Source organism: Geopseudomonas sagittaria (assembly GCF_900115715.1).
Classification (GTDB): Bacteria; Pseudomonadota; Gammaproteobacteria; order Pseudomonadales; family Pseudomonadaceae; genus Geopseudomonas; species Geopseudomonas sagittaria.
This window is the reverse complement of sequence record NZ_FOXM01000004.1, coordinates 92,094-115,034: the sequence shown is the minus strand read 5'-3', so window position 1 is coordinate 115,034 and position 22,941 is coordinate 92,094. Positions and strand designations below refer to the sequence as shown.

22 protein-coding genes are annotated in these 22,941 nt (G+C 68.0%); 15 read left to right on the top strand and 7 right to left on the bottom strand.

What is annotated here, in order from left to right; translation table 11 throughout:
- Positions 1-23: 23 nt before the first annotated feature.
- On the bottom strand, positions 24-275 hold the full coding sequence (locus tag BM297_RS06495) for an HP1242/YdcH family protein (protein WP_092429481.1): 252 nt from the start codon (positions 273-275) through the stop codon (positions 24-26).
- Positions 276-394: 119 nt separating this feature from the next.
- Here BM297_RS06495 and radA point away from each other — a divergent pair, with 119 nt between their 5' ends.
- Positions 395-1,756 (top strand): DNA repair protein RadA, encoded by a 1,362-nt coding sequence (radA, locus tag BM297_RS06490; RefSeq protein ID WP_092429479.1) that lies wholly within the window; start codon positions 395-397, stop codon positions 1,754-1,756.
- 169 nt (positions 1,757-1,925) lie between these two features.
- On the opposite strand, the gene glyA is transcribed toward radA, so the two are convergent.
- Positions 1,926-3,182: a serine hydroxymethyltransferase gene (gene glyA / locus BM297_RS06485; protein WP_092429477.1), complete on the bottom strand. Its 1,257-nt coding sequence runs from the start codon at positions 3,180-3,182 to the stop codon at positions 1,926-1,928.
- Between the two features lie 272 nt (positions 3,183-3,454).
- On the opposite strand from glyA, the gene ettA reads away from it, so the two are divergent.
- Positions 3,455-5,119: an energy-dependent translational throttle protein EttA gene (gene ettA, locus BM297_RS06480; RefSeq protein ID WP_092429475.1), complete on the top strand. Its 1,665-nt coding sequence runs from the start codon at positions 3,455-3,457 to the stop codon at positions 5,117-5,119.
- A 73-nt stretch (positions 5,120-5,192) separates the two neighbouring features.
- Here the strand turns inward: ettA and BM297_RS06475 are convergent, their stop codons facing one another.
- Positions 5,193-6,839 (bottom strand): response regulator, encoded by a 1,647-nt coding sequence (locus BM297_RS06475; RefSeq protein ID WP_092429473.1) that lies wholly within the window; start codon positions 6,837-6,839, stop codon positions 5,193-5,195.
- Between the two features lie 229 nt (positions 6,840-7,068).
- On the opposite strand from BM297_RS06475, the gene BM297_RS06470 reads away from it, so the two are divergent.
- Positions 7,069-7,392, top strand: coding sequence for a TraR/DksA C4-type zinc finger protein (locus tag BM297_RS06470; RefSeq protein WP_092429471.1), 324 nt, complete (start codon positions 7,069-7,071; stop codon positions 7,390-7,392).
- Between the two features lie 15 nt (positions 7,393-7,407).
- Here BM297_RS06470 and BM297_RS06465 read toward each other — a convergent pair whose 3' ends face one another.
- Complete coding sequence (locus BM297_RS06465; RefSeq protein WP_092429469.1) at positions 7,408-7,908, bottom strand: GreA/GreB family elongation factor; 501 nt, start codon at positions 7,906-7,908, stop codon at positions 7,408-7,410.
- 300 nt (positions 7,909-8,208) lie between these two features.
- Between BM297_RS06465 and BM297_RS06460 the strand changes: the two genes are divergently transcribed.
- From BM297_RS06460 to BM297_RS06430, 7 genes are all read left to right on the top strand, one after another.
- Positions 8,209-10,698 carry a Lon protease family protein gene (locus BM297_RS06460; RefSeq protein WP_092429467.1) on the top strand — a complete coding sequence of 830 codons (2,490 nt, stop codon included), beginning with the start codon at positions 8,209-8,211 and terminating at the stop codon, positions 10,696-10,698.
- Positions 10,699-10,907: 209 nt separating this feature from the next.
- Positions 10,908-11,243 carry a PA4575 family protein gene (locus BM297_RS06455; protein ID WP_092429465.1) on the top strand — a complete coding sequence of 112 codons (336 nt, stop codon included), beginning with the start codon at positions 10,908-10,910 and terminating at the stop codon, positions 11,241-11,243.
- A 181-nt stretch (positions 11,244-11,424) separates the two neighbouring features.
- Positions 11,425-11,913 carry a TIGR00645 family protein gene (locus tag BM297_RS06450; protein ID WP_092429463.1) on the top strand — a complete coding sequence of 163 codons (489 nt, stop codon included), beginning with the start codon at positions 11,425-11,427 and terminating at the stop codon, positions 11,911-11,913.
- A 143-nt stretch (positions 11,914-12,056) separates the two neighbouring features.
- Entirely contained in the window at positions 12,057-12,362 is a 306-nt protein-coding gene (locus BM297_RS06445) for a DUF6482 family protein (protein WP_092429461.1), read from the top strand.
- Positions 12,363-12,426: 64 nt separating this feature from the next.
- Positions 12,427-13,962: a cryptochrome/photolyase family protein gene (locus BM297_RS06440; RefSeq protein ID WP_092429459.1), complete on the top strand. Its 1,536-nt coding sequence runs from the start codon at positions 12,427-12,429 to the stop codon at positions 13,960-13,962.
- Positions 13,959-14,108: a DUF2256 domain-containing protein gene (locus BM297_RS06435; protein WP_092429457.1), complete on the top strand. Its 150-nt coding sequence runs from the start codon at positions 13,959-13,961 to the stop codon at positions 14,106-14,108. The genes BM297_RS06440 and BM297_RS06435 overlap by 4 nt, the downstream gene beginning before the upstream one ends.
- A gap of 140 nt (positions 14,109-14,248) precedes the next feature.
- The gene (locus tag BM297_RS06430; protein ID WP_092429455.1) at positions 14,249-14,866 is read left to right on the top strand and encodes a BamJ family beta-barrel-assembly machinery protein; all 618 of its coding nucleotides are present in this window, start codon (positions 14,249-14,251) and stop codon (positions 14,864-14,866) included.
- Between the two features lie 85 nt (positions 14,867-14,951).
- On the opposite strand, the gene BM297_RS06425 is transcribed toward BM297_RS06430, so the two are convergent.
- Positions 14,952-15,920: a polyprenyl synthetase family protein gene (locus BM297_RS06425; RefSeq protein WP_092429453.1), complete on the bottom strand. Its 969-nt coding sequence runs from the start codon at positions 15,918-15,920 to the stop codon at positions 14,952-14,954.
- Between the two features lie 243 nt (positions 15,921-16,163).
- Here BM297_RS06425 and rplU point away from each other — a divergent pair, with 243 nt between their 5' ends.
- The 5 genes from rplU to BM297_RS06400 all read left to right on the top strand — a co-directional run bounded on the left by rplU (position 16,164) and on the right by BM297_RS06400 (position 19,737).
- A complete protein-coding gene (gene rplU / locus BM297_RS06420; protein WP_092429451.1) occupies positions 16,164-16,475 on the top strand; it encodes a 50S ribosomal protein L21 in 312 nt (103 codons plus the stop codon).
- 26 nt (positions 16,476-16,501) lie between these two features.
- Entirely contained in the window at positions 16,502-16,759 is a 258-nt protein-coding gene (gene rpmA / locus BM297_RS06415; RefSeq protein WP_090308561.1) for a 50S ribosomal protein L27, read from the top strand.
- A 97-nt stretch (positions 16,760-16,856) separates the two neighbouring features.
- The gene (cgtA, locus tag BM297_RS06410) at positions 16,857-18,077 is read left to right on the top strand and encodes an Obg family GTPase CgtA (RefSeq protein WP_092429449.1); all 1,221 of its coding nucleotides are present in this window, start codon (positions 16,857-16,859) and stop codon (positions 18,075-18,077) included.
- Between the two features lie 62 nt (positions 18,078-18,139).
- Positions 18,140-19,258: a glutamate 5-kinase gene (gene proB, locus BM297_RS06405; RefSeq protein ID WP_092429447.1), complete on the top strand. Its 1,119-nt coding sequence runs from the start codon at positions 18,140-18,142 to the stop codon at positions 19,256-19,258.
- An 8-nt stretch (positions 19,259-19,266) separates the two neighbouring features.
- Positions 19,267-19,737, top strand: coding sequence for a CreA family protein (locus BM297_RS06400; protein WP_092429865.1), 471 nt, complete (start codon positions 19,267-19,269; stop codon positions 19,735-19,737).
- Between the two features lie 195 nt (positions 19,738-19,932).
- Here BM297_RS06400 and nuoN read toward each other — a convergent pair whose 3' ends face one another.
- Both nuoN and nuoM read right to left on the bottom strand, forming a co-directional pair.
- Entirely contained in the window at positions 19,933-21,390 is a 1,458-nt protein-coding gene (gene nuoN, locus BM297_RS06395; RefSeq protein ID WP_092429445.1) for an NADH-quinone oxidoreductase subunit NuoN, read from the bottom strand.
- An 8-nt stretch (positions 21,391-21,398) separates the two neighbouring features.
- Positions 21,399-22,928, bottom strand: a complete 1,530-nt coding sequence (gene nuoM / locus BM297_RS06390; protein ID WP_092429443.1) for an NADH-quinone oxidoreductase subunit M — start codon at positions 22,926-22,928, stop codon at positions 21,399-21,401.
- Between the last annotated feature and the right edge of the window lie 13 nt (positions 22,929-22,941).

Sequence of the window (22,941 nt, the reverse complement as noted above, 5' to 3'; positions counted from 1 at the left end):
GGATATGTGCGGCAGTGGGTGGTTCAGCCGCCGTTGCCGGCCTGGCGCAGGCGTTCGGCGATCTGGTCCTTGAGCAGGACTCGCTCGTGCTTCAGCGTCTGCAGGGCGAGGTCGTCGAGGGGCTCGCGACCGTCCTCCGCCGCGTAGATGCGCTTGTCCAGGGTCTCGTAGCGCAGGGCCTGCTGGGCGAACGGGCCATCGCTGGCGAGCAGTTCGCGCAACTGCTCGAGGTGCTCGGGGAACTCGCGGCGCAATGGATGGTGGGCGTGGGGCATGGTGCTCGCTCCGTCGGTGACTGTCTCACACAGCCTAGCTCAACAACCCGGCGTGTCATGGCGAGCGACGGATGGAGCGGGGCGCTATCATCGGGACTTTTCCGCCCGAGGAGTTCCCGATGGCCAAGGCCAAGCGCATCTATGGCTGCACCGAGTGCGGCGCGACCTTTCCCAAATGGGCCGGCCAGTGCGGCGAGTGCGGGGCCTGGAACACGCTGGTGGAAACCGTGCTGGAGAGTGCGGCGACGCCCGCCGGACGCGGTGGCTGGGCTGGCCAGCAGGCCAACGTGAAGACCCTCGCCGAGGTCAGCGTCGAGGAGACGCCGCGCTTCTCCACCGCTTCCAGCGAACTGGATCGCGTGCTCGGCGGCGGCCTGGTCGACGGCTCGGTGGTGCTGATCGGCGGCGATCCGGGCATCGGCAAGTCGACCATCCTGCTGCAGACCCTGTGCAGCCTGGCCCAGCGCATGCCGGCGCTGTACGTCACCGGCGAGGAATCCCAGCAGCAGGTGGCCATGCGCGCGCGGCGCCTGGGCCTGCCGGAGGACAGGCTCAAGGTGATGACCGAGACCAGCATCGAGACCATCATCGCCACCGCCCGCCACGAGCAGCCGCGGGTGATGGTGATCGACTCGATCCAGACCATCTTCACCGAGCAGCTGCAGTCGGCCCCCGGCGGCGTGGCCCAGGTGCGCGAGAGCGCGGCGCTGCTGGTGCGCTTCGCCAAGCAGAGCGGCACGGCGATCTTCCTGGTCGGCCACGTCACCAAGGAGGGCGCGCTGGCCGGTCCCAGGGTGCTCGAGCACATGGTCGACACCGTGCTGTACTTCGAGGGCGAGTCGGACGGCCGCCTGCGTCTGCTGCGCGCGGTGAAGAACCGCTTCGGCGCGATCAACGAGCTGGGCGTGTTCGCGATGACCGACCGCGGCCTCAAGGAGGTCAGCAACCCCTCGGCGATCTTCCTCACCCGCGCCCAGGAGGAGGTGCCGGGCAGCGTGGTGATGGCCACCTGGGAAGGCTCGCGGCCGATGCTGGTGGAGGTGCAGGCGCTGGTCGACACCAGCCACATGGCCAACCCGCGCCGCGTCACCTTGGGCCTGGACCCCAACCGCCTGGCCATGCTGCTCGCCGTGCTGCACCGCCACGGCAGCATCCCCACCTACGACCAGGACGTGTTCCTCAACGTGGTCGGCGGGGTCAAGGTGCTGGAGACCGCCTCCGACCTGGCGCTGCTCGCCGCGGTGATGTCCAGCCTGCGTAACAAGCCGCTGCCCCACGACCTGCTGGTGTTCGGCGAGATCGGCCTGTCCGGCGAGATCCGCCCGGTGCCCAGTGGCCAGGAGCGCCTCAAGGAAGCGGCCAAGCACGGCTTCAAGCGCGCCATCGTGCCCAAGGGCAACGCGCCCAAGGAAGCGCCGCCCGGCCTCAGCGTGGTCGCGGTGACCCGCCTGGAGCAGGCGCTGGATGCGTTGTTCGAGTGAGGCCTGTAGCCTCGTCCCGGCTGTGGGAGGCCCGACCTCGGGGCGAAGCTCTTGCCTGGGGCGGGTCTGCGCATCGCGGCGAGGGCGCGGTGCGATCGGTTGCGTGACCGATTCGCAGGCAAAAAGAAACCCGGCCGAGGCCGGGTTTCTGCACTGCAGCGCGTGAGCCTTAGTTGCCGTACACCGGCAGCTTGGCGCAGATGGCCTTGACCTTCTCGCGCACGGCGTCGATCACCGACTCGTCGCCCATGTTCTGCAGGATGTCGCAGATCCAGCCGGCCAGCTCGCGGCACTCGGCTTCGCCGAAACCACGGGTGGTGACCGCCGGGGTGCCGATGCGCAGGCCGGAGGTGACGAACGGCGAACGCGGGTCGTTCGGCACGGCGTTCTTATTCACGGTGATGAAGGCGCGACCCAGGGCGGCGTCCGCGTCCTTGCCGGTGATGTCCTGCTTGATCAGCGAGAGCAGGAACAGGTGGTTCTGGGTGCCGCCGGAAACCACGTCGAAGCCGCGCTCGACGAACACCTCGGCCATGGCTTGGGCGTTCTTCACCACCTGCTGCTGGTAGGCCTTGAACTCGGGGCTCAGCGCTTCCTTGAAGCACACCGCCTTGGCGGCGATCACGTGCATCAGCGGGCCGCCCTGGCCGCCCGGGAACACGGCGGAGTTCAGCTTCTTCTCGATCTCTTCGTTGGCCTTGGCCAGGATCAGGCCGCCACGCGGACCGCGCAGGGTCTTGTGGGTGGTGGTGGTGACCACGTCGGCGAACGGCACCGGGTTCGGGTACACGCCGGCGGCGACCAGGCCGGCCACGTGGGCCATGTCGACGAACAGGTAGGCACCGACCTTGTCGGCGATAGCGCGGAAGCGCGGGAAGTCCAGCACCTGCGAGTAGGCGGAAAAGCCGGCGATGATCATCTTCGGCTGGTGCTCGACGGCCAGGCGCTCGACCTCGTCGTAGTCGATCAGGCCGGTTTCCGGGTTCAGGCCGTACTGCACGGCGTTGTAGATCTTGCCGGAGAAGTTGACGCTGGCGCCGTGGGTCAGGTGGCCGCCGTGGGCCAGGCTCATGCCCAGCACGGTGTCGCCCGGCTTGACCAGCGCCTGGAATACCGCGGCGTTGGCCTGGCTGCCGGCGTGCGGCTGGACGTTGGCGTAGTCGGCGCCGAACAGCGCCTTGGCGCGGTCGATGGCCAGCTGCTCGACGATGTCGACGTACTCGCAGCCGCCGTAGTAGCGCTTGTGCGGGTAGCCTTCGGCGTACTTGTTGGTCAGCACGCTGCCCTGGGCTTCCATCACCGCCGGGCTGGTGTAGTTCTCCGAGGCGATCAGCTCGATGTGCTCTTCCTGGCGCTGGGCTTCTTGCTCCATGGCGGCAAACAGGTCGGCGTCATAACGGGCGAGGGTCAAATCACGGCTGAACATGGCGGTCCTCTGGGGAGCAGGGCAAATAAGGGATAATCAAGCGCGATATTCTACCCGAATGGCGCGGCACTGGCACATGAATGGCGATCAAGCAGCGGACAAGCGGCCCTCATCGGCCGTGCCGCGCGTGGCGAGTCCCGCCAGTCCCGCTGGTTTGCCCTGCACGGCGCATTTCGGGTAGCTTTGCGCCACGCGCGCGGGCCTGTGCCGGCGAAGCAATTCGCCGCGAGCGCTGCCCCGCCCATCTGTACCGTCAACCATTCAGGTCAGTCATGGCTCAATACGTGTTCACCATGCATCGGCTCGGCAAGGTCGTGCCGCCGAAGCGTCAGATTCTCAAGGACATCTCCTTGTCGTTCTTCCCCGGCGCGAAGATCGGCGTGCTCGGCCTGAACGGCTCGGGCAAGTCGACCCTGCTGCGCATCATGGCCGGCGTGGATACCGAGTTCGAGGGTGAAGCCCGGCCGATGCCGGGGATCAAGATCGGCTACCTGCCGCAGGAGCCGCAGCTCGATCCGGAAAAGACCGTGCGCGACATCGTCGAGGAGGCGGTGGGCGAGGTGAAGGACGCCCAGGCGCGCCTGGACGCCGTATATGCCGCCTACGCCGAGCCGGACGCCGACTTCGACGCGCTGGCCGCCGAGCAGGCCAAGCTGGAGGCGATCCTGCAGGCCTCCGACGGCCACAACCTCGAGCGCCAGCTGGAAGTCGCCGCCGACGCCCTGCGCCTGCCGGCCTGGGACGCCAGGATCGAGCACCTCTCCGGTGGCGAGAAGCGCCGCGTGGCGCTGTGCCGCCTGCTGCTGTCGGCCCCCGACATGCTGCTGCTCGACGAACCGACCAACCACCTGGACGCCGACTCGGTGGCCTGGCTGGAGCGCTTCCTCCACGACTTCCCCGGCACCGTGGTGGCGATCACCCACGACCGCTACTTCCTCGACAACGTCGCCGGCTGGATCCTCGAACTCGACCGCGGCCAGGGCATCCCCTTCGAGGGCAACTACTCGCAGTGGCTGGAATCCAAGGCCGCCCGTCTGGCCCAGGAGGCCAAGCAGGAAGCCTCGCACCAGAAGGCCATGAAGGCCGAGCTGGAGTGGGTGCGCCAGGGCGCCAAGGCCCGCCAGGCCAAGTCCAAGGCGCGCCTGCAGCGCTTCGAGGAGCTGCAGTCGCAGGAATTCCAGAAGCGCAGCGAGACCAACGAGATCTACATCCCGGCCGGTCCGCGCCTGGGCGACAAGGTCATCGAGTTCAACGGCGTGTGCAAGGGCTACGGCGACCGCCAGCTGATCGACGACCTGACCTTCAGCCTGCCCAAGGGCGCCATCGTCGGCGTGATCGGCGGCAACGGCGCGGGCAAGTCGACCCTGTTCCGCATGATCCTCGGCAAGGAGCAGCCGGACTCCGGGACCATCGACATCGGCGAGACCGTGCAGATCGCCAGCGTCGACCAGAGCCGCGAGCACCTCGACGGCAGCAAGACCGTGTGGGAGCAGGTCTCCGACGGCTTCGACATGATCAAGGTGGGCAACTACGAGGTGCCGTCGCGCGGCTACGTCGGGCGCTTCAACTTCAAGGGCGGCGACCAGCAGAAGTTCGTCAAGGACCTCTCCGGCGGTGAACGCGGCCGCCTGCACCTGGCGCTGACCCTCAAGCAGGGCGGCAACGTGCTGCTGCTCGACGAGCCGTCCAACGACCTCGACGTGGAAACCCTGCGCGCCCTGGAAGAGGCGCTGCTCGACTTCCCCGGCGCCGCCATCGTGATCTCCCACGATCGCTGGTTCCTCGACCGCATCGCCACCCACATCCTCTCCTACGAGGATGACGCCAAGGTGTACTTCTTCGAAGGCAACTACACCGAGTTCGAGGCCGACCGCAAGAAGCGTCTCGGCGACGCGGCCGCCCAGCCGCACCGCGTGCGCTACAAGAAGCTGGCCTGACGGTCGCGGCAATGAAAAAACGGAGCCTTCGGGCTCCGTTTTTTTATCTGCGCGTTTCCGCTCCGGGCGCGGCTCAGGCCAGCGCTTCGTGCAGGTGGCGCAGCGAGGTGGCGAAGGTCTCCACCCGGTTGCGGCCGGCATGCTTGGCGCGGTACAGCGCCTCGTCGGCATGGCTGGCCAGCACCTTGGCCTCCTGTTCGCCCTGCAGCTCGGCGATGCCGCAGCTGAACGAGCAGCTCAGGTCCTGCGGCTGGGCCGGGAAGTGCATCTCGGCAAAGCGCCGACGGATGTCGTCGAGCACCCGCGTGGCGGTGGCGGCGTCGGTATCGGGGAGGACCACGGCGAACTCCTCGCCGCCGTAGCGGCCGATGTGGTCGCTCTTGCGCAGGCGCTGCTTGAGGAACAGCGCCAGGCTCTTGATCACCCGGTCGCCCATCGGGTGGCCGTAGCGGTCGTTGACCTGCTTGAAGTGGTCGATGTCGAGCATGGCGAAGCTCAGCGGCTGCTGGTCGCGGCGCGCGCGCACCCGGGCATCCTCGAGCAGCTGGAGGATGTGGGTGTGGTTGTACAGCCCGGTCAGGCTGTCGCGCACCATGCGCGCCTTGAGGTAGCGCGCGCGCGCCGCGCGGTTGCGCACCGTGGCGATCAGGTGGCGCGCCTGGATCGGCTTGGTCAGGAAGTCGTCGCCGCCCTCGCCCATGGCGTCGAGCTGCTTGTCGAGGTCGTCCTCGGCGGACAGGTAGATGATCGGCACGCTGACGTAGCGCTCGTGGTGGCGGATCACCTTGGCCAGCTCGGTGCCGCGGCACTCGGGCATGTACATGTCGAGGATGATCAGGTCGGGCTGGAACTCGGCGAGCGCGGCCATCACCTGGATCGGGTCGGTGAGGCTGCGGGTGATGATCCCGGCGCTGTTGAGCATGCGCTCGGTGAAGGTGGTCTGCGCCCGCGAGTCGTCGACGATCAGCACCTTGTAGGGCTCGGTCTGGGTGAGGCGGGTCAGGTCCTCGAGGCGCTCGAGCAGCGCCGAGGCATCCAGGCTGCCGCTGAAGAAGTCCTCGCCACCGGCGCGCACCGCGGCCAGACGGGTGCGGGTGTCGGCCTCCTGCTCGCTGAAGAACAGCACCGGCAGCTTGTGCTCCAGGCCCTGCTGGGCCTCCTCGGCCAGCTGCAGGCCGCCGCCGTCGCCGGCGAAGTCGACTTCCATGACGATGGCGGCGGGATGGCGCTGGCGCAGCGCCTTGCGGAACGCGGCGACGCTGTCCAGCGGCAGCGCGGTGAAGCCGAAGAACTCCAGCTGGCGGGCCAGACGTTCGCTGCGCTCGCCATCGCGCAGGGCCAGGTAGATCGGCTTGCGCAGCAGGCTGAGGATACCCGGGGCGCTGTCATCGCCCTGGCGCAGGCCGCTGCGGGCCAGGCGCTGCATCAGGCTGTCGAGCTCGCCGATCAGCGCGCTGTTGAGGCGCCCGCGGTTGGCCTCGACGGCCTGCAGGCATTGCTCGATGGCGCTGGCCAGCTGGGCGTGCAGCGGTTGCTGGAAACGCTCGGCGCACTGGCCGAGGCGCTGGCTGGCGGCCAGCAGTTCGTCCCGGTAGACGCTGCTCCAGGCGCTGCGCTGCAGGCGCTGCCAGAGCTCCAGCACCTGGCGGGCCTGGTGGAGCACCCGCTGGGCGAAATGCTGTTTGAGGCGATCACTGCTGAGCTCTGCATGCTCGGTCATGTTGCCGGTTCCCTGGCTTGTTTGCGGCAGAAGGACGTACTGGCTGCAAGCTGTCGCCCATCCCTGGTGAGTAAACGCTCGAGTGTAGCTGCCGTTTGTGGCGTCTGCGTGATTAGCTGCAACGGCTGATTCTGCGCGTCGGCGGCGGACGATTAGTTGATCGACATCAGTGCAAAGCGGTCAGAAGCAACCAGACTGTAAGCCAATATCGACTGCCGGAGTGCTCGAGATGACCGCCATTGCCGACCCCCGTGCCACCCTCGATGCCCTGGCGAGCGAGTATGCCCAGCGCGCCGAGGCGATTCGCCGCAATCTGCTCAGCCCGCACTCGTCGAGCTTCCCCGAGCAGGCCGTGGAGCGGCAGAACGACGATGTGCTGCGCTCCCTGCTCGCCGAGGCCGAGCACGGTCTCAAGGAAGTGGCCCACGCCCGCGCACGTCTGGCCGAGGGGCGCTACGGCATCTGCACCGCCTGTGGCGCGACCATCGCGCCGGCGCGCCTGGCTGCGCTGCCCGCCGCCGAGCTGTGCGTGGACTGCGCCGCGCGCTCCTGAGGCAGCGGCCGGCCGCTACGGGCGTTGCGGGATGATTTCGAGGATGTCGATCAGGCAGTCGCCGGCCGGGCGCCGCCAGACCACCTCGTCGCCGGGGGCGGCGCCGAGCAGGGCGCGGCCCAGCGGCGAGCTCCAGTTGATCTTGCCCGCGGCGGCATCGGCTTCGTCCTCGCCGACCAGCTGCACCTCGTGTTCGTGGCCGCGGGCATCGGCGAAGGCCACCCGGCTGCCGATCTGCACCTGGTCGCGCGAGGTCGCCGGCGGCACCAGCTGCGCGCTCTGCAGCCGCTGGCGCAGGTAGCGCAGGTCGCGCTCGAGCTCCGCCAGCCGCTGCGGGTCCGCCTGCTCGCCACGGGCCTGTTCCACGGCCAGCGCCTGGAGGCTTGCCGCCAGGCGGTCCTGCAGCTGCTGCAGGCCGTGGGCGGTGACATAGTTGGGCTGGTCGCTGACGCTGCGCTCGACCGGCGGGTCGGTCTGGTCGGCAGCCCGATCCTCGTTGACGAATGCTCGGCTCATGGCGGCGGCTCCTGCAGCGTTTTGCACGACTGAGTGTCGCGCGCCTGGCGGCGGCGGCCAACCGCCGCGCGACGAATGCGTCGTCATGGCGCCTGGCGGCCGTGGCCGGGCGCCGCCGCCGCTGTTGGCTGCGGCACATCACGCCGGCACCGCCCGATCCTTGTCAATCCGGGGCGATGGGTCAACAATCGGCGGCAGTCCGGTCCGGAGCCGCGTCACTGTCGACAGTGGCGCGCCCGGGCCGCAGCAGCGTGGCGCCCAGCCTGCCGCGCACGCCTGTCACCTTTGCGGAACCCCTTGATGGCCGATTTCCAACAGTCCCTGCGCCTGCAGCCCGAACAGCTCGGCAGCCAGTTCAGCTCCGAACTCCTGACCTTCGCCAACACCGACGAACTGGAGCCGTTCCGCGGCGTGCTCGGTCAGGAGCGCGCGGTCGCGGCCCTGCAGTTCGGCGTGGCCATGCCGCGCCCCGGTTACAACGTGTTCGTAATGGGCGAGTCCGGAACGGGGCGCTTCTCCTTCGTGCAGCGCTACCTGAAGGCCGAGGCCAAGCGCCAGGCCACCCCGCGCGACTGGCTGTACGTCAACAATTTCGACGAGCCGCGCGAGCCGCGCGCCCTGGAGCTGACTTCCGGCAGTGCGCAGGCGCTGATCACCGACGTCGACCAGCTGATCGACAACCTGCTGGCGACCTTTCCGGCGGTGTTCGAGACGCCGACCTACCAGCAGAAGAAGAGCGCCATCGACCGCGCCTTCAACCAGCGCTACGACCGTGCCCTGGACGTGATCGAGAAGCTGGCGCTGGAGAAGGACGTCGCCCTGTATCGCGACAGCACCAACATCGCCTTCACGCCGATGAAGGACGGCAAGGCGCTGGACGAGGCGGACTTCGCCCAGCTGCCGGAAGCCGAGCGCGAGCGCTTCCACGACGACATCGCCAGCCTCGAGGAGAGCCTCAACGAGGAGCTGGTCGGTCTGCCGCAGTGGAAGCGCGAGTCGAGCAACCAGCTGCGCCAGCTCAACGAGGAAACCATCACCCTGGCCCTCGAGCCGCTGCTGGTGCCGCTGTCGCGCAAGTACGCGGAAAACGCCGGCATCTGCGCCTGGCTGCAGGCCATGCAGGTCAACCTGCTGAAAACCGTGGTCGACCAGCTGGTCGAGGACACCCGCCCGGATGCGCAGAAGCGCCAGTCGCTGGTGGAGTTCTACAGTCCCAGCCTGGTGGTCGGCCATGCCCGCGATGGCGGTGCGCCGGTGGTGTTCGAGCCGCACCCGACCTACGACAACCTGTTCGGGCGCATCGAGTACAGCTCCGACCAGGGCGCGCTGTACACCAGCTACCGCCAGCTGCGCCCGGGCGCGCTGCACCGCGCCAACGGCGGCTTCCTGATCCTCGAGGCGGAGAAGTTGCTGTCCGAGCCGTTCGTCTGGGATGCGCTCAAGCGTGCCCTGCACTCGCGCCAGCTGAAGATGGAGTCGCCGCTGGCCGAACTCGGCCGCCTGGCCACCGTCACCCTGACCCCGCAGGTGCTGCCGCTGCAGGTCAAGGTGGTGATCGTCGGCGCCCGGCAGATCTACTACGCGCTGCAGGAGCTGGATCCGGACTTCCAGGAGATGTTCCGCGTGCTGGCCGACTTCGAGGAGGACATCGCCCTGGGCGAGGACAGCCTCGAGCAGTTCGCCCAGCTGCTGAAGACGCGCACTTCCGAGGAGGGCCTGGCGCCGCTGACCAGCGACGCCGTGGCGCGCCTGGCGACCTACAGCGCCCGTCTCGCCGAGCACCAGGGGCGCCTGTCGGCGCGCATCGGCGACCTGTTCCAGCTGGTCAGCGAGGCCGACTTCATGCGCCAGCTGGCTGGCGACGCGCTGACCGACATCGGCCACATCGAGCGCGCACTCAAGGCCAAGGCCACCCGCACCGGGCGGGTGTCGGCGCGTATCCTCGACGACATGCTGGCCGGGGTGATCCTCATCGATACCGCCGGCGCGGCGATGGGCAAGTGCAACGGCCTGACCGTGCTGGAAGTCGGCGACTCGGCGTTCGGCGTGCCGGCGCGCATCTCCGCCACCGTCTACCCGGGCAGCTCGGGGATCGTAGACATCGAGCGCGAGGTCAGCCTCGGCCAGCCGATCCACTCCAAGGGGGTGATGATCCTCACCGGCTACCTCGGCAGCCGCTACGCCCAGGAGTTCCCGCTGGAGATCTCGGCCAGCATCGCCCTCGAGCAGTCCTACGGCTACGTCGACGGCGACAGCGCCTCGCTCGGCGAGGTGTGCACGCTGATTTCGGCGCTGTCGCGCACCCCGCTCAAGCAGTGCTTCGCCATCACCGGCTCGATCAACCAGTTCGGCGAGGTGCAGGCGGTCGGCGGGGTCAACGAGAAGATCGAGGGCTTCTTCCGCCTCTGCGAGGCGCGCGGCCTCTCCGGCGAGCAGGGGGTGATCATTCCCCACGCCAACATCTGCAATCTGATGCTCGACGAGCGGGTGATCCAGGCGGTGCGTGCCGGACTGTTCAGCGTCTACGCCGTGCGCACGGTGGACCAGGCGCTGAGCCTGCTGGTCGGCGAGGACGCCGGCTGCGCCAACGAGGACGGCGTGTTTCCCGAGGGCTGCGTGAATGCAAGGGTGGTCGAGCGCCTGCGCGAGATTGCCGAGATCGACAGCGACGACGAGGACGACGAGGAGGAGGAAGCGGACAAGGCGAGCACGGCGGACAAGGTCGAGGCCGCCGCAGCCGTTGTCGAGGCGGAGCGGCCGGTCCGCAAGGCGCGCCGCCTGCGGCGCTGAGCCTGGCGCTGGGCGATTCACGGGAGGGCAGGCCGGCGCGGCTGGCGATTTTTTGTCCAGCCGGTCGCGGGCGGCATGCCATGGCCTTCCGGCCCATCTGCCCCCGCGCCATGCACAAGGTTATCCACAGAACGCGGGGATAACCGGTGACTTTCCACATGGCCATCACGCGACTAGGATCAATACAGGTCCCTGCGAGGAGCTTGGCCATGTTGCGTCAATTCTGTCTGACCCGGCAGAGCCCGGGAATCGTCACTCGCATCGAGTGCGCCATCCGCCCGCTGGCCGGTGAGCAGGGCTTGTGGACACTGCTGTGCGCCGCCGGCCTGAGCGCCACCCAGCCTTCGGCGATCAAGGCGCAAGGCCCGTTCCACGGGCCTGCCGAGGCCGAGGGGGTGCTTGAGGAGATCATCGAGAACCTGCAGTGCCAGGGCTACAAGCCGGTCGACGAACCGTCGATCTGGTGCCTGCATCTGCAGGCCGAGCTGCGCCGGCAGAACGCCGGGCGAGGCCATCCACCGCGGGGCTTCGGTCTGCTGTCCTGAATCCGCACAGGCGCCGCCGTCGCCTGCATGGCTGCGCCTGTGTCAGGAGCGCTGCGCCCTGGCGCCATTCATTCAGGTTTAGTCCACACAGTTATCCACAGCGTGATGCACAACTGCGGCTGCCGGAGGGAGGGCGTCGCCGCTATACTGGGCGCCCCTTGTTCACTGCTGTGCCTTCCTCATGGAACGATTCATCGAAAACACCATGTATGCCGCGCGCTGGCTGCTGGCGCCGATCTATCTCGGTCTGTCGCTGGCCCTGCTGGCGCTGGTCCTGAAGTTCTTCCAGGAAATCTTCCACGTCCTGCCCCACGTGTTCGAACTGGCCGAGGCCGATCTGATCCTGGTGCTGCTGTCGATGATCGACATGGCGCTGGTCGGCGGCCTGCTGGTGATGGTGATGATTTCCGGCTACGAAAACTTCGTCTCCCAGCTCGACATCGACGAGGGCAAGGAGAAGCTCGACTGGCTGGGCAAGATGGACTCCAGCTCGCTGAAGCTGAAGGTGGCGGCGTCGATCGTGGCGATCTCCTCGATCCACCTGCTGCGCATGTTCATGGACGCGCAGAAGATTCCCAACGACAAGTTGATGTGGTACGTGATCATCCACATGACCTTCGTTGCCTCGGCCTTTGCCATGGCCTACGTGGACAAGCTGACCAAGCACTGAAAACCAGTTCTTGGTGACGCCCGCACCGCCCGTCTTGCCTCCGGCAGACGGGCGGTGGCGTTTTCGCCTTGCGCAGGCCTGATCTTGTACAAATACTGTACTTGTTGCATTGTTTGTACAGATTCACTGCCGAGGTGATTGCCATGAACCTGCACGACCTGTCCGCCCACGCCCTTGCCGGGCGCATCGACGGCCTCGACCTGATCTCCCTGGAGGGCGGCATCTACGTTCTCGAGGCGCAGATGGACGGCCGCCCGCACAGCGTGGTCGACGAGCGCGGCCGCGTCTGCCACCTGCGCTCGGTGGAGCACGCCCGCGATCTGCTGCAGGAGGTGCCGCTGCTGCCGTTCCATCTGGTCCACCACTCGCCCTACGACGAGATGTGCGGCCTGGCCGAGGGCAGTCGCGAGCCGCTGCGCGTGCCGATCGGCATGCGTTCGCACTGGTGATGGATGCGGTGTTGCCGGCGCCGCCATTCCGACATGGGGATCGTCGAACTGTGAGTGCCGCACCATGAGCATCAATGCCCTGCGCCTGGTGCTCGGCGACCAGCTTTCCTTCGACCTGGCCGCGCTGGACGGCCTCGACCCGGAACGCGACCGCGTGCTGCTCGCCGAGGTGGCCGAGGAGGCCGGTCACGTGCCGCACCACCCGCAGAAGATCGCCTTCCTGTTCAGCGCCATGCGCCACTTCGCCGAGGCGCTGCGCGCGCGCGGCGTTACGGTGGACTACGTGACCCTCGACGATCCGGCCAACTGCGGCTCGCTGGCCGGCGAGCTGGCGCGCTTCGCCGCGCGGTACCGGCCGGAGAGCATCCACGTCACCGAGGCCGGCGACTGGCGGGTCGAGCAGGCGCTGAAGGCCAGCGGCCTGCCGATCGTCTGGCACGCCGATACGCGCTTTCTCTGCGCGCGCGCCGAGTTCGCCCGCTGGGCGCAGGGCCGCAAGCAGCTGCGCATGGAGTTTTTCTACCGCGAGATGCGCAGGATAAGCGGCCTGCTGCTGCACCCGGACGGCACGCCGGAGGGCGGCGCCTGGAACTTCGACGCGGAGAACCGCAAGAGCCTGCCGAAAGGCCGGCGTGGACCCATGCCGCTGCGCTTTGCCGCGGACGCGATCAGCCGCGAGGTGCTGGCGCTGGTCGCCGGGCGCTTCGCCCACCACTACGGACGCCTCGACGGCTTCGCCTACCCGGTGACCCACGCCGAGGCCGAGCAGCTGTGGCAGCACTTCCTCGACTTCGGTCTGGCCGCCTTCGGCGACTATCAGGACGCCATGGCCGCGGGCGAGCCGTTCCTGTTCCACGCGCGGATCAGCGCCGCGCTCAACGTCGGCCTGCTCGACGTGCGCCGGCTGTGCGCCGACGTCGAGACGGCCTACCGGCAGGGGCGGGTGGCACTGAACGCCGCCGAGGGCTTCATCCGCCAGCTGATCGGCTGGCGCGAGTACGTGCGCGGCATCTACTGGCTGCAGATGCCGGACTACGCGCAGCGCAACGCCTTCGCCAACACGCGGGCGCTGCCGGACTTCTACTGGAGCGGCGACACGCGGATGAACTGCTTGCGCCAGGCCATCGGCCAGACCCTGGAGCACGCCTACGCCCACCACATCCAGCGGCTGATGGTCACCGGCAACTTCGCCCTGCTCGCCGGCATCCAGCCGCGCCAGCTGTGCGACTGGTACCTGGCGGTGTACATGGACGCCTTCGACTGGGTCGAGCTGCCCAACGTGCTGGGCATGGTGCTGCACGCCGACGGCGGCTATCTGGGTTCCAAGCCCTACTGCGCCAGCGGCCAGTACATCAAGCGTATGTCCGACTACTGCCAGGGCTGCGCCTACCGGGTGGGCGAAAGCACCACGGAGGACGCCTGCCCGTTCAACGCGCTGTACTGGCACTTCCTCATGCGTCACCGCGAGCCGCTGCAGGGCAATCCGCGGATGACCATGGTCTACAAGAACCTGGCGCGCATGGACGAGGCGAAGCGCGAGGCGCTGTGGCGGCGCGGCGAGGCGCTGCTGGCGCGCCTGGATGGCGGGGAGGCGCTGTGAGGAAGAAGAGCGAACTGGCGGTGAAGACCTGCGTGCGGTGCGGCCTGCCGTTCGCCTGGCGCAAGAAGTGGGCGCGCTGCTGGGACGAGGTGCGCTACTGCTCGGAGCGCTGCCAGCGCGGGCGGGTCGGCGCCAGAGGGCTGTAGGCGCGGCGCTCTTGGCAGGTTTGCGCCGGTCCCGTGGCGTTCAGGCGCTTGCCCTGGCCAGGGTGTCTGGCTGCAGCGAGCCCGCGGCGCCCGGCTGTGCTAGTCTGGCCGGCCATTTTTTCCGCCTCAGTGGAGCTCCCATGTCCCAACTCGACCTTTCCACCGACGAAGCCCGCGTCAGCTACGGCATCGGCCGTCAGCTCGGTGGTCAGCTGCGTGACAACCCGCCGCCCGGCGCCAGCCTGGAAGCCATCCTCGCCGGTCTGGCCGACGCCTACAACAACGCCGCCAGCCGCGTGCCGGACGAGGCGATGAACGCCAGCTTCCAGGTGATCCGCGAGCGCATGCAGGCCGAACAGGCCGCCAAGGCCGAGCAGGCTGCCCAGGCCGGTCGCGACTACCTGGCCGAGAACGCCAAGCGCGCAGGCGTCACCGTGCTGGCCTCCGGCCTGCAGTTCGAGGTGCTGGTTGCCGGCGAAGGCGCCAAGCCGAGCGCCGAGGACCAGGTACGTACCCACTACCACGGCACCCTGATCGACGGCACCGTGTTCGACAGCTCCTACGAGCGTGGCCAGCCGGCGGAGTTTCCGGTCGGCGGCGTGATCCCCGGCTGGGTCGAGGCCCTGCAGCTGATGAGCGCCGGCAGCAAGTGGCGCCTGCACGTGCCGAGCGAGCTGGCCTACGGTGCCCAGGCCGTCGGCAGCATCCCGGCGCACAGCGTGCTGGTGTTCGACGTCGAGCTGCTCGATATCCTGTAACAGCTTCCCGCGCCCTGGCGGCGCGGGAAAACACAAACGCCCGTCACGGCCAGGCCGGACGGGCGTTTTGTTGTGTGCAGGAAACTCAGTGGGTGCGGGCGACGGCGAACTCGGTCAGTTCGATCAGCGCATCGCGGTACTCGCTGGCCGGCAGGCTTTCCAGGCAGGCGATGGCGCGGGCGGCGTGCTCGCGGGCCTGGCGGGCGGTGTAGTCCAGCGCGCCGGAGGCTTCCACGGCGGCGAGGATGGCGTCGAGGTCCTCGATGCCGCCCTGCTGGATGGCCTTGCGCACCAGCGCGGCCTGCTCGGGCGTACCTTCGCGCATGGTGTAGATCAGCGGCAGGGTCGGCTTGCCCTCGGCCAGATCGTCGCCGACGTTCTTGCCCAGGGTGGCGGCGTCGCCGCGGTAGTCGAGCAGGTCGTCGACCAGCTGGAAGGCGATGCCCAGCGCGTCGCCGAAGGTGCGCAGGGCCTCGGCCTGGGCGGCGCTGGCGCCGGCCAGCAGGGCCGCACTGTGGGTGGAGGCCTCGAACAGCATCGCGGTCTTGCCGCGGATGACTTCCATGTAGATCTCTTCGGTGGTGCTGGCGTCGCGGATCTTCGACAGCTGCAGCACCTCGCCCTCGGCGATCACCCGGGTGGCATTGGCCAGCACCTGCATCACCGGCAGCTCGCCGAGCTCGACCAGCATCTCGAAGGAGCGCGCATACAGGAAGTCGCCGACCAGCACGCTGGGCGCGTTGCCCCACAGGGCGTTGGCGGTGGAGCGGCCACGGCGCATGCCCGACTTGTCGACCACGTCGTCGTGCAGCAGGGTGGCGGTGTGCAGGAATTCGATGGTGGCGGCGAGCAGGTTGAGACGCTCGCTGCGCGCGCCGAGGGCGTTGCCGGCCAGCAGCACCAGCAGCGGACGCAGGCGCTTGCCGCCGGCCGAGGTGATGTAGTCGCCGATCTTCTCCACCAGGGGGACGCGGGAGGCGAGCTGGCGGCGGATGATGCCGTCGACGGCGGTGAAATCGTCCGCCACCACGCGGTAAAAGACCTGGGGTTGCATCAGCGGTCAAGGCTCCTCTAAGGTTGCGCGGCATGCTAGGTGCCGGGTCTGGCACTGTCAAGGCGGGTCGGGGGCGCACTTGCCTGGCCGCGCGGCTTTGCGTACAATCGCCGGCCCGAACTTCCCTGGCACTCCCTGCCTTACGCAATTGCATCGACGACCTTGTTCCAGCGTCATGCAGCCATGCTGGCCAATAACTCCTTCACTAAAGCGCCAGGTGAGCAGGTCTAACGGAGACATTCCATGTACGCAGTAATTGTTACCGGCGGCAAGCAGTACAAAGTCGCTGAAGGCGAATTCCTCAAGATCGAAAAGCTCGACGTAGCGACCGGCGAAAGCGTTGCTTTCGACAAGGTCCTGCTGGTTGCCAATGGCGACGACGTGCAGATCGGCGCCCCGGTCGTGGCCGGTGCCAAAGTCACCGCCGAAGTGATCGCCCAAGGCCGTCACGACAAGGTGACCATCATCAAGTTCCGTCGCCGCAAGCACCACATGAAGCGTCAGGGCCACCGTCAGTGGTTCACTGAAATCAAGATCACCGGCATTCAGGCCTGATCCCTTTTTACTGGAGATATTGACTCATGGCACACAAAAAAGCCGGCGGTTCTACCCGCAACGGTCGCGACTCAGAAGCTAAACGCCTTGGCGTGAAGATGTACGGTAGCCAGGCTGCAGTAGCCGGCAACATCCTCGTGCGTCAGCGCGGCACCAAGTTCCACGCCGGTGTCGGCGTGGGCATGGGCAAGGACCACACCCTGTTCGCCAAGGTGAACGGCGTGGTGAAGTTCGAGACCAAGGGCGCCTTCGGTCGCAAATACGTGAGCATCGTGGCCAACTGACCACCTGCTTGCCGAGAAAGCCCTGTCTGTCGACAGGGCTTTTTTGTTTGTAATATCCCAAGCTTTAATGACCCGCCAGGCGCGGGAGGCGTTACCAATGAAATTCGTCGATGAAGTGTCCATCCATGTGCAGGCCGGTGACGGTGGCAACGGCTGCATGAGTTTTCGCCGCGAAAAATTCGTGCCCAATGGTGGTCCGGATGGCGGCGACGGCGGTGACGGCGGCTCGATCTGGCTCGAGGCCGACAGCAACCTCAACACCCTGGTGGATTATCGCTACACCCGCCGTTTCAATGCCCAGCGCGGGCAGAACGGTGGCAGCAAGGACTGCACCGGCAGCAAGGGTGAAGACATGACCCTGCCGGTGCCGGTCGGCACCACGGTGATCGATGCCGGCACCCAGGAGATCATCGGCGACCTGACCAAGTCCGGGCAGCGTCTGCTGGTGGCTCATGGCGGCTGGCACGGCCTGGGCAACACCCGCTTCAAGTCGAGCACCAACCGGGCGCCGCGGCAGACCAGCCACGGCAAGCCGGGCGAGGCGCGCGACCTCAAGCTGGAGCTCAAGGTGCTGGCCGACGTCGGCCTGCTGGGCATGCCCAATGCCGGCAAGAGCACGCTGATCCGCGCGGTGTCCGCCGCCAAGCCGAAGGTCGCCGACTACCCGTTCACCACCCTGGTGCCGAACCTCGGCGTGGTCAGCGTGGGTCGCCTGAAGAGCTTCGTGATCGCCGACATTCCCGGCCTGATCGAAGGCGCTGCCGAAGGCGCCGGCCTGGGTATCCGCTTCCTCAAGCACCTGGCGCGTACCCGCCTGCTGCTGCACCTCGTCGACATGGCGCCGCTGGACGAGTCCGATCCGGCCGAAGCCGCCGCGGCGATCATCAACGAACTGGGCCGCTTCAGCCCGGCGTTGACCCAGCGCGACCGCTGGCTGGTGCTCAACAAGGCCGACCAGCTGCTCGACGACGAGCGCGAGGAGCGCATGCGCGAGGTGATCGCACGGCTCGACTGGAAGGGCCCGGTGTACGTGATCTCCGCGCTGGAGCGCGAGGGCACCGACAAGCTGTGCGGCGACATCATGAACTACATCGACGAGCGCACCCAGCGGATTGCCGAGGAACCGGCGTTCGCCGAGGCCGTCGCCGCGCTGGACCAGCAGATCGAGGACGAGGCGCGTGCCCGCCTGCAGGAACTCGACGATGCCCGCGCGCTGCGCCGTGCCGGGGTCAAGAGCGCCGAGGCGGTGGAAGACGAGGACGACGGCTTCGACGACGAGGATGACGGCGACGGGCCGGAAATCTTCTACGTCCGCTGACGTCCGTGTGAGGCGGGGCCGCCTGGCGGCCCCGCTCAAGCCTGATTGCAAGGTTGCAGAACATGCGTGAGAAGGTGAGCAAGGCCCGCCGCTGGGTGGTGAAGATCGGCAGTGCGCTGCTGACCGCCGACGGCCGCGGCCTCGACCGCGACGCCATGGCGGTGTGGGTCGAACAGATGGTGGCGCTGCGCCGTGCCGGCGTGGAGCTGGTGCTGGTGTCCTCCGGGGCGGTGGCGGCAGGGATGAGCCGGCTGGGCTGGAATGCCCGGCCGAGCACCATCCACGAGCTGCAGGCGGCCGCAGCGGTGGGCCAGATGGGCCTGATCCAGGCCTGGGAATCGAGTTTCGCCGAGCACCAGCTGCAGACCGCCCAGGTGCTGCTGACCCACGACGACCTCTCCGACCGCAAGCGCTACCTCAACGCGCGCAGCACCCTGCGCACCCTGGTCGACCTCGGAGTGATCCCGGTTATCAACGAGAACGACACGGTGGTCACCGACGAGATCCGCTTCGGCGACAACGACACCCTGGCCGCGCTGGTGGCCAACCTGGTGGAAGCCGACCTGCTGGTGATCCTCACCGACCGCGACGGCATGTTCGACGCCGATCCGCGGCACAATCCCGACGCCCAGCTGATCTTCGAGGCACGTGCCGACGATCCGTCGCTCGACGCCGTGGCCGGCGGTACCGGCGGCGCCCTCGGTCGCGGCGGCATGCAGACCAAGCTGCGCGCCGCACGCCTGGCCGCGCGCTCCGGGGCCAACACCATCATCGTTGGCGGGCGCATCGAGCGGGTGCTCGATCGCCTCAAGGCTGGCGAGCGCCTCGGCACCCTGCTGACCCCCGAGCGTGGCCGGCATGCGGCGCGCAAGCAGTGGCTGGCCGGCCACCTGCAGATGCGCGGCACCCTGAGCCTGGACGGCGGCGCGGTGCGCGCGCTGCTCGAGCAGCGCAAGAGCCTGCTGCCGGTCGGCGTCGTCGCGGTGGACGGCAACTTCCGCCGCGGCGAGATGGTGGTCTGCCTCGGCCCGGACGGCCGCGAGGTGGCGCGCGGGCTGGTCAACTACAGCGCCGCCGACGCCCAGCGCATCATCGGCCTGGGCACCGAGGCCATCGAGCAGGAACTCGGCTACATCGACGAGCCCGAGCTGGTGCACCGCGACAACCTGGTGCTGGTATGAGGATGGCCATGAACAAGCTGCTCAAGCCGCTGGTTGCCACCCTGGCGCTGCTCGCCACGGGCGTCCAGGCCGAGACCGTCGGTGAAGTGTCCACGGTGTTCAAGCTGCTCGGCCCCAACCACAAGATCGTCGTCGAGGCGTTCGACGATCCCAAGGTGGAGGGGGTGACCTGCTACCTGTCGCGGGCCAAGACCGGCGGCATCAAGGGCGGTCTGGGTCTGGCCGAGGACCGCGCCGAGGCGTCGATCGCCTGCCGCCAGGTCGGCCCGATCCGCTTCCGCGAGGCGCTGGAAGACGGCGAGGAAGTGTTCAAGGAGCGCACCTCGCTGGTGTTCAAGACCATGCAGGTGGTGCGCTTCTTCGACGAGAAGCGCAACACGCTGGTGTACATGGTCTACAGCGACCGCCTCATCGAAGGCAGTCCGCAGAACTCGGTGACCGCCATCCCGATCCTGCCCTGGACCAAAGCGGTGAACTGATTCCGTGACTGGAGGGTGGGTTAGGCCGCAGGCCGTAACCCACCGAGCTGGCCACCAGGCCGGCCATGGCGATGCCTGGCGGCATCGATGGTGGGTTACGCCGCTGCGCGGCTAACCCACCCTACGCAGGCAGCAGCAACAAAAAAAGCCGGTCGGGGCAACCCCCGACCGGCTTTTTCATGCCCGCGGTATGGCTCAGAAACCGACGTTCTGCACCACCGCCAGCAGCGGCTGCGGATAGACCCCGAGCAGCAGGGTCAGCCCGGCCACCACCAGCAGCATGATGCCGCCGGCGCGCTGCGCCCAGTGCAGCGGCGCGTCGCGGCGCTGCAGGCTGGGCTCGACCAGGAACAGGGTGACCATCACCCGCAGGTAGTAGAACACCGCGATGGCGCTACCGAGGATCAGGCTGCCGAGCAGCCACCACTGCTGCGATTCGACACCGGCGGCAACCACGTAGAACTTGCCGATGAAGCCGGCGGTCAGCGGGATGCCGGCCAGCGACAGCATCATGGTGGCCAGCACCGCGGTCAGGTACGGGCGGCGCCAGAACAGGCCGCGGTACTCGAACAGCGCATCACAGTCGCGACCCTGGTAGGGCGTCGACATCAGGGTGATCACCCCGAAGGCGCCCAGGCTGGTCAGCACGTAGGTGAACAGGTAGACGCCGATGGCCTCGCTGGCGATGCCCTGGCTGGCGATCAGGGCGATCAGCAGGTAGCCGAAGTGGGCGATCGACGAGTAGCCGAGCAGACGCTTGAGGTTGTTCTGCAGCAGCGCCAGCAGGTTGCCGACCAGGATCGAGGCGACCGCCAGCAGGCTGAGCAGCTGGCCCGGCCAGCCGTCGGCGAACGCTGGGGAGATCTGGTACAGGCGCAGCAGCACGGCGAACACGGCGACCTTGCTGGCGGTGGCGAGGAACGCCGCCACCGGCGCCGGGGCGCCCTCATAGACGTCCGGGGTCCACAGGTGGAAGGGCACCAGCGACAGCTTGAAGGCCAGGCCGACCAGCATCATGCCCACACCGATCTGCACCAGCTGCGCCGGCTCCCCGGCGGCCAGCGAGGCGCCGATGCCGGCGAAGCTCAGGCTGCCGGACTCGGCGTACAGCAGCGCCATGCCGAACAGCAGGAAGGCCGAGCCGGCGGCCGACAGCACCATGTACTTGATGCCGGCTTCCAGCGAGCGGCGGTTGAAGAAGGCGTAGGCGATCAGCCCGTAGGTCGGCACCGACAGCAGTTCCAGGCCGATGAACAGACCGGCCAGGTGCTGGGCGCTGACCAGCACGATGCCGCCGGCGCAGGCCAGCAGCATCAGCAGGTACAGCTCCTCGCGGTTGCCCGGATAGCCCTTGCCCGACGCGCCGCCCAGATAGGCGTGGGTCAGGGTCAGGCAGGCCAGGGTGGCGGCGATGATCAGCGCGCTGTAGTAGGCGGCGAAGCTGTCGATGCGCAGCAGCGGCGTCACCTCCAGCGGCGCCACGCCGAGGGACGGGATGATCGCCAGCAGGGCCAGGTTGAGGCCGAGCACCGAGAGCAGGAAGGTCTGCCCGTGGTGGCGCTTCCAGGCGATCGCCAGCATGACGACCACCGCGGTGGCGCCGGTGACCAGCAGCGGCAGCAGGGCGGTCAGGTGTTGAGTGGTGAATTCCATAGCGCTACTTACCGGGCCGATTCAAGTTGGGAGAAGGCGGCGCCCAGCCATTGCTGCACGCCCTGCATGCTGGCGGCCGAGGTGTCGAGCACCGGCTGCGGGTAGACGCCGAGCAGGATCAGCAGCACCGCCAGACCCAGCACCATGGCCAGTTCGCGGGCGTCCAGGCCGGGCAGGGCGCTCTCCGCCTTGGCCGGGCCGAAGTAGGCGCGATGGATCATGCACAGCGCGTACACCGAGCCGAACACCAGGCCGCTGGCGGCCAGCACGGCGATCCACGGCTGGCTCTGGAAGGTGCCGAGCAGCACGAGGATCTCGCCGACGAAGTTGCCGGTGCCGGGCAGGCCCAGCGCCGCGGCGGCGAAGAACAGGCTGATCGCCGGCAGCCACGGCATGCGTCCCCACAGCCCGCCCATGGCGCGGAAGTCGCGGGTGTGCAGGCGCTCGTAGAGCTGGCCGCTGAGGATGAACAGCGCGGCGGCGGACAGGCCGTGGGCGAGCATCTGCACTACCGCGCCCTGCAGCGCCAGCAGGCTGCCGGAGTAGATGGCGATGAGGATGAAGCCCATGTGCGACACGCTGGAGTAGGCGATCAGGCGCTTGATGTCGGTCTGCGCGAAGGCTGCCAGGGCGCCGTAGACGATGGCGAACACGCCAAGGCCCATGGCGATCGGCGCGAATTCCGCCGAGGCGTTGGGGAACAGCGGCAGGCAGAAGCGGATCATGCCGTAGGCGGCGGTCTTCAGCAGGATGCCGGCCAGATCCACCGAGCCGGCGGTCGGCGCTTGGGCGTGGGCGTCCGGCAGCCAGGAGTGCACCGGCACCACCGGGAACTTCACCGCGAAGGCGACGAAGAAGCCGAGCATCAGCAGGTACTCGGTGCCCGCCGCCAGTTCGGTCTGCAGCAGGTCGGCGTAGTTGAAGGTCAGCACGCCGCTCTGCTCGAAGTGCACAAACACCAGGGCGAGGATCGCCACCAGCATGATCAGGCCGCTGGCCTGGGTGTAGATGAAGAACTTGGTGGCCGCGTTGATGCGGCTCTTGCCGGTGCTGCCGCTGTGCCCCCAGAGCGCGATGAGGAAGTACATCGGCACCAGCATCACTTCCCAGAAGAAGAAGAACAGGAACAGGTCGACGGCGAGGAACACGCCGACCACGCCACTGAGGATCCACAGCAGGTTGAGGTGGAAGAAGCCGACGCGCTTCTGGATCTCGTTCCACGAGCAGACCACCGAGAGCACGCCGAGCAGGCCGGTGAGCACCACCATCAGCACCGACAGGCCGTCCAGGGCCAGATGGATGCTGATGCCGAAGCGCTCGATCCACGGCGTCTGGAACTCGTAGGCCCAGGCCGGCGCGGTGCCCGGCGCGGGCGCCAGGCTGAAATCGGCGCTGGCCCACAGCCACAGGCCGAGGCCGAGCAGCAGGGACATGCTCAGCAGGGCGATCCAGCGGGTCAGGATGGCGCTGGAGCGCTCGGCCTGCCAGCACAGCAGGCCGCCGATGAAGGGAATCAGGATTAGCCAGGGCAGAATCATGACGGGCCGTTTT

Bases quoted from the DNA above. Each gene is read 5' to 3' on its own strand.
- BM297_RS06495 (WP_092429481.1), bottom strand. From the start codon at position 275: ATGCCCCACGCCCACCATCCATTGCGCCGCGAGTTCCCCGAGCACCTC.
- radA (WP_092429479.1), top strand. From the start codon at position 395: ATGGCCAAGGCCAAGCGCATCTATGGCTGCACCGAGTGCGGCGCGACC.
- glyA (WP_092429477.1), bottom strand. From the start codon at position 3,182: ATGTTCAGCCGTGATTTGACCCTCGCCCGTTATGACGCCGACCTGTTT.
- ettA (WP_092429475.1), top strand. From the start codon at position 3,455: ATGGCTCAATACGTGTTCACCATGCATCGGCTCGGCAAGGTCGTGCCG.
- BM297_RS06475 (WP_092429473.1), bottom strand. From the start codon at position 6,839: ATGACCGAGCATGCAGAGCTCAGCAGTGATCGCCTCAAACAGCATTTC.
- BM297_RS06470 (WP_092429471.1), top strand. From the start codon at position 7,069: ATGACCGCCATTGCCGACCCCCGTGCCACCCTCGATGCCCTGGCGAGC.
- BM297_RS06465 (WP_092429469.1), bottom strand. From the start codon at position 7,908: ATGAGCCGAGCATTCGTCAACGAGGATCGGGCTGCCGACCAGACCGAC.
- BM297_RS06460 (WP_092429467.1), top strand. From the start codon at position 8,209: ATGGCCGATTTCCAACAGTCCCTGCGCCTGCAGCCCGAACAGCTCGGC.
- BM297_RS06455 (WP_092429465.1), top strand. From the start codon at position 10,908: ATGTTGCGTCAATTCTGTCTGACCCGGCAGAGCCCGGGAATCGTCACT.
- BM297_RS06450 (WP_092429463.1), top strand. From the start codon at position 11,425: ATGGAACGATTCATCGAAAACACCATGTATGCCGCGCGCTGGCTGCTG.
- BM297_RS06445 (WP_092429461.1), top strand. From the start codon at position 12,057: ATGAACCTGCACGACCTGTCCGCCCACGCCCTTGCCGGGCGCATCGAC.
- BM297_RS06440 (WP_092429459.1), top strand. From the start codon at position 12,427: ATGAGCATCAATGCCCTGCGCCTGGTGCTCGGCGACCAGCTTTCCTTC.
- BM297_RS06430 (WP_092429455.1), top strand. From the start codon at position 14,249: ATGTCCCAACTCGACCTTTCCACCGACGAAGCCCGCGTCAGCTACGGC.
- BM297_RS06425 (WP_092429453.1), bottom strand. From the start codon at position 15,920: ATGCAACCCCAGGTCTTTTACCGCGTGGTGGCGGACGATTTCACCGCC.
- rplU (WP_092429451.1), top strand. From the start codon at position 16,164: ATGTACGCAGTAATTGTTACCGGCGGCAAGCAGTACAAAGTCGCTGAA.
- rpmA (WP_090308561.1), top strand. From the start codon at position 16,502: ATGGCACACAAAAAAGCCGGCGGTTCTACCCGCAACGGTCGCGACTCA.
- cgtA (WP_092429449.1), top strand. From the start codon at position 16,857: ATGAAATTCGTCGATGAAGTGTCCATCCATGTGCAGGCCGGTGACGGT.
- proB (WP_092429447.1), top strand. From the start codon at position 18,140: ATGCGTGAGAAGGTGAGCAAGGCCCGCCGCTGGGTGGTGAAGATCGGC.
- BM297_RS06400 (WP_092429865.1), top strand. From the start codon at position 19,267: ATGAACAAGCTGCTCAAGCCGCTGGTTGCCACCCTGGCGCTGCTCGCC.
- nuoN (WP_092429445.1), bottom strand. From the start codon at position 21,390: ATGGAATTCACCACTCAACACCTGACCGCCCTGCTGCCGCTGCTGGTC.
- nuoM (WP_092429443.1), bottom strand. From the start codon at position 22,928: ATGATTCTGCCCTGGCTAATCCTGATTCCCTTCATCGGCGGCCTGCTG.